The organism is Dellaglioa sp. CoH-56-MRSF-13 (assembly GCF_056782095.1).
The window spans coordinates 1-330 of sequence record NZ_JBXAYC010000111.1 but is presented as its reverse complement, the minus strand read 5'-3'; the positions used below and the strand labels follow the sequence as shown (position 1 = coordinate 330).

Genomic DNA, 330 nt, shown 5'->3' with positions numbered 1-330 from the left:
GGAAGGAGATTCCGGCGCGCGTCCCGGTACTCGGTGAGCTGGGTTTCGCGGCCGTCATCGATGCCACCCAGATGTATCAGAACATCGCATACTTCCTCGGCCTCTTGAACGAGGATCGGGCTCGTGCTAATATGCCGCCCGCAACCCAGACCGACGTGGACAAGGCAGTGAGTCACGGGTTTGACAAGAAACAATCGTTCCGACACCGCACAAAGGAGAAGAAATGAGCAAAATCACCAAAAGTCGCGTCACCATCGAGTTCGAGGCGTCTTCTGGCTACGAGTCGAAAGAAGAGTTCCAGACGCATCCGAGTTCGCTTCCACTCAGGAA

1 protein-coding gene is annotated in these 330 nt (G+C 55.8%); it reads left to right on the top strand.

The window, feature by feature from the left end:
- Positions 1 to 227, top strand: a 227-nt coding sequence (locus AC1RP1_RS08110) for a hypothetical protein (protein ID WP_481762734.1), incomplete at its 5' end; no start/stop codon positions are given.
- Positions 228 to 330: the final 103 nt, after the last annotated feature.